Annotated in this window: 4 protein-coding genes and 1 pseudogene; 1 reads left to right on the top strand and 4 read right to left on the bottom strand. The window is 65.5% G+C overall.

Annotated features, from left to right (window positions below; translation table 11 throughout):
* From RMN84_RS00180 to RMN84_RS00170, 3 genes and pseudogenes are all read right to left on the bottom strand, one after another.
* Nucleotides 1-282 (bottom strand): annotated as a pseudogene (locus RMN84_RS00180) (acetyl-CoA carboxylase carboxyl transferase subunit beta); the annotation flags it as partial.
* A 65-nt stretch (nucleotides 283-347) separates the two neighbouring features.
* Nucleotides 348-1,022 carry an orotidine-5'-phosphate decarboxylase gene (gene pyrF / locus RMN84_RS00175; protein WP_309610192.1) on the bottom strand — a complete coding sequence of 225 codons (675 nt, stop codon included), beginning with the start codon at nucleotides 1,020-1,022 and terminating at the stop codon, nucleotides 348-350.
* A gap of 13 nt (nucleotides 1,023-1,035) precedes the next feature.
* Nucleotides 1,036-1,323, bottom strand: coding sequence for a hypothetical protein (locus RMN84_RS00170; RefSeq protein ID WP_309610191.1), 288 nt, complete (start codon nucleotides 1,321-1,323; stop codon nucleotides 1,036-1,038).
* Nucleotides 1,324-1,401: 78 nt separating this feature from the next.
* On the opposite strand from RMN84_RS00170, the gene RMN84_RS00165 reads away from it, so the two are divergent.
* Complete coding sequence (locus tag RMN84_RS00165) at nucleotides 1,402-2,733, top strand: serine hydrolase domain-containing protein (RefSeq protein WP_309610190.1); 1,332 nt, start codon at nucleotides 1,402-1,404, stop codon at nucleotides 2,731-2,733.
* A gap of 116 nt (nucleotides 2,734-2,849) precedes the next feature.
* On the opposite strand, the gene RMN84_RS00160 is transcribed toward RMN84_RS00165, so the two are convergent.
* Nucleotides 2,850-3,737, bottom strand: coding sequence for an alpha/beta hydrolase (locus RMN84_RS00160; RefSeq protein WP_309610189.1), 888 nt, complete (start codon nucleotides 3,735-3,737; stop codon nucleotides 2,850-2,852).
* Between the last annotated feature and the right edge of the window lie 255 nt (nucleotides 3,738-3,992).

Below are 3,992 nucleotides of genomic sequence, written 5' to 3'. Positions count from 1 at the left end.
CCGGTCGACGTAGCGCTTGCTGTCCTTGAACTTGAGCGGGTCTTCGCGGACTTCGGGCGTCGGCAACAGGCGATACTGGCCATCATCGAACAGCATGTCGAACCGCGCCGCCGGGCCGATGCGGTCATGGTGATCGCACCGCGGGCAGACGAAGAGATTATCCTCCCACTCCTTGGTGAACACCATCGACCCGCATTCGGCGCACTTGTGCCACAAATTATCCGCGACCTGCCGCTTGGGTAGGAAGGGGATGCCGTTGCGGACGCGGTCGAGCCAGCTCATCGGGAAGAACCTTGCATGGCGCGCGGATTATGCCGGGCGGAGCGGATTGTCCATGACGCGGTGGCCTAGAGCGACGCCTCGATCGCCCGTAGCGCTGCGACTGGATCTTCGGCTGCGGTAATCGGTCGGCCGATCACCAGCACCGAGGCTCCCGCGTCCATCGCCGCGCGCGGGGTGATCACGCGTTTCTGGTCGGCGGTAGCGCTGTCGGCGGGGCGGATGCCGGGGACGACCAGAAACCCGGTCGGCCACGCCTTGCGCACCGCCGCGACTTCCTGGCCCGAACAGACGATGCCGTCGAGGCCTGCCTCCTTCGCCAGCATGGCCAGACGCTCGACCTGGGCGCGGGGAGCGCCGCCGATACCGGTCGATGTAAGGTCGGCCTGGTCGAGGCTGGTCAGCATGGTCACCGCGACGACCTTCGTGCCCGCAGGCGCGCTGGCCTTGGCGTCCTCCATCATTGCCCGACCGCCGGCGGCGTGAACGGTCAGGATCGCCGGTTCGAACGGGCGCAGCGCCAGCACCGCCTTGGCGACTGTATTGGGAATGTCGTGCAGCTTCAGGTCAAGAAAGATCGCCAGACCGAGGTGGGCAAGGTCCATCACTCCCGCGCGGCCGTTGTGGCAGAAGAATTCGAGGCCGAGCTTGATGCCGCCGGCATGGCCCTGAACTGCCTTGACGAGGGCGCGCGCCTGTTCGAGGTCAGGCGTGTCGATCGCGACATAGATCGGCCGGGTCATGGAATCGGGCGGGTCACGGGCGGGTGTCCTCTTCGAACGACTCGGGCGGCGGCGGGGTGGCGAGGCGCTGGGACAGCGCATGCTCGCGCTTCGTGTGCCATAGCCGCGACCGCCACAGCGCCGAGGTCGGCAGCCAGCCGAAGAGGAATACGAGTACCAGCAGTAGCGGCAGCTTCACATCGGCTTGCATGTCGCCCCACAGGTCGACCGTCACGTCGGTCCAGTTGCGCCCGAGGAACAGCGCCGCGAGCAGCAGGAGGAAGAGCCACAAAAGGAGGCGCAGGAACCGCATAGCGGCCAAGGCTTAGGCGAGCAGGCAGGCGATTGCCAGTTTCGTCGCTCGGGGCGCTCGCTTGGCCGCAGCGCCGGACTCGGGCCGTTGAGCGCCCCGCTGGGCGCGGCCAAGGCGGAAACGGGAGGAATGGTTCTGGAACGCAAGCACATCATGGGTCTCGCTGGACTGGCCGCGCTGGCCGGGGCGGTGGCGCTGGCCGCCCCGCATCGCTCGACGACCGTTTCGCGCAAGCCTCAATCGGTGGCCCACCTCAAGCTGGCCAAGCTGTCGCTGTCGGATCGGCACGACGTCGATTATGCGCTGCTCGACGCGCGGCTAAAGCGGATGGCGGCCAAGCCGACGATGGTCGGACTGGCGGTCGGGGTGATCGAGCATGGCCGGATCACCTTCCTGTCGGGTTATGGCGAGACGGCGGCGGGGTCGGGCGAGCGGGTCACGCCGGAAACGGTGTTCCGCTGGGCGAGCTGTTCCAAAGGGCTGGCGGCGACGATGGTTGCCAAGCTCGCCGAGCAGGGCAAGATCGATCTGAACGCGCCGGTCGCGCGCTATTCGACCAGCTTGCATTTGCCCAATTATGGAGAGCAGAGCGCGACGGTGGTCGACCTGCTGAGCCACCGGCTGGGCCTGTATCGGAACGCCTATGACAACAAGCTGGAGGAAGGGCAGGACCCCAATATCCTGCGCGCCAGCCTCAGCCAGTTGAACGCGGTGTGCGCGCCGGGGACGTGTTGGGACTATCAGAACGTCGCCTATGATGCGTCGAGCGAGATGGTCGCGCGGGCGACGAACAAGCCGTACCCGGACGCGGTCCAATCGATGCTGTTCGACCCGATCGGGATGCGCTCGGCCAGCGTCACGCGGCGCGGGTTGGAAAGTGCATTAAGCTGGGCGCGGCCGCACAGTGTCGGGCGGCGCCTTCTCGAAGGATCGGACAATTACTACAAGGTGCCGGCGGCGGGCGGGATCAACAGCAATATCAAGGATTTCGCGCTGTGGATGATCGCCCAGACCGGCGGCATGCCTGACGTCCTGTCACCACAACTGCTGGCGACGATTCATCAGCCACGGGTCAAGACCCCGAGCGAGCAGGGGCGGATGCGCAAGTTCGCCGAGCGGGTGCGCGATCCGTGGTACGGACTGGGTTGGCGCAGCTATGACTATGCCGGGCATCGTATCGTCGGTCATCGCGGCGGCGTGACCGGTTATCGCTCGCTGATTTTATTCGATCCGGTGACGAAGAGCGGTGTGGTGGCGTTGTGGAACAGCAATACCAGCCAGCCGGGTGGTTTGGAGTTCGAAGTGATGGACATGCTCTATCACCTGCCGTTCCGCGACTGGATGGAGTTGGACAAGCGTGGCGCGGCGCCGGAGGTGGCGGGGACGTCGGACGAAGTCAGTTCGGGCAGCGCGGGCTAATATCGTCGCCTCACTCGCCACCCCGGGCTTGACCCGGGGCAAGGCTGATCGTCCGGTTTAACGAAAGAAGCCCTGGCCCGGCTCAAGGCCGGGCTGACGATTTAGGTTAATTGACGCTACATCTCCTGCCGCAGCGGGATCGCGCTGCGCTGATCCCCCGCCGGGTCCATCGCGCCCGCCTGGCCGGTCAGGAACTGAACAAGGTCCCCGATCAGTCGTTCCTTGTCGGTCGCGAACAGGCCGTGGGCCGAGCCGTCATATTCGATCAGCTTCGCGCCAGGCACTTCGCGCGCGACGACGCGCCCGGTTGCATCGATCGGCACAGTCTTGTCGGCGGTGCCGTGGATGACCAGTGTCGGCACGGTGAAGCTCTTCAGGTCGGGCCGGAAGTCGGTCGTGGCAAAAGCCTGCGCCGCCGCCACGGTCGGCCTGAGCCCGGCCATCATCGTCTGCCGCCAGCTGTTCATCAGCACTTCGTCGCTGACCGGTGACGATATCGCGCCGACCCCGTAGAAGTCCTTGAAAAAGCCCTTGAAGAAATGTTCGCGGTCTTTCTTCATGCCGGCGGTCATCTCGTCGAACGTCGCCTGCGGCACGCCGTTGGGATTGTCGTCGGTCTGGAGCATGTAGGGCACGACGGCGCTGATCAGCACGGCCTTGCTCACCCGCTCGGCACCATATTTGGTCAGGTAACGCGCGACTTCGCCTCCCCCCATCGAAAAGCCGACCAGCGCGACCGGCTCGGTGATGCCGGCATCGTCGAGGATTGCGGTGACGTCGTCGGCGAACGTGTCGTAATCATAGCCGTCCCACGGCTGGTCGGACCGCCCAAAGCCACGACGGTCGGGGATGATCGCGCGGCAACCATTCTCGGCCAGGCGCAGCGCGGCGTCGTCGAACGTGTCGCCAGTCAGCGGCCAGCCGTGGAGCAGGACAACCGGCGCACCCTTGCCCCAATCCTTGTAATAGAGGTCGGTGCCGTCCTTGGCATTCGCATAGGCCATGGGTTTTTCCTTTCGGGATGATGAGGGCACAACGCGCGTCGGCGCCGGCCGTTGCTCGGTTCGTCCTGCATGGGGTGCGGTGGACCGAGACCGGAAAAATGGAACGTCCCCCGCTGGTTGCGGGTTTCCTCCGCGAAGATCACAGCGCGATGGAGCATGACGTGACCCCCGACGACAGCACGACTCTCGACAAGCCCGCCACCGTTACCCCGATGATCCACGAAGACGCCGAGCCGGGTCACGAAAGCACCCTCG

The organism is Sphingomonas sp. (assembly GCF_031380695.1).
Taxonomy (GTDB): Bacteria; Pseudomonadota; Alphaproteobacteria; order Sphingomonadales; family Sphingomonadaceae; genus Sphingomicrobium.
This window is presented reverse-complemented; position numbering and strand designations above follow the sequence as displayed.

What these genes read in the sequence shown, in the direction of transcription:
- pyrF (WP_309610192.1), bottom strand. Translation starts at nt 1,022, where the DNA reads ATGACCCGGCCGATCTATGTCGCGATCGACACGCCTGACCTCGAACAG.
- RMN84_RS00160 (WP_309610189.1), bottom strand. Translation starts at nt 3,737, where the DNA reads ATGGCCTATGCGAATGCCAAGGACGGCACCGACCTCTATTACAAGGAT.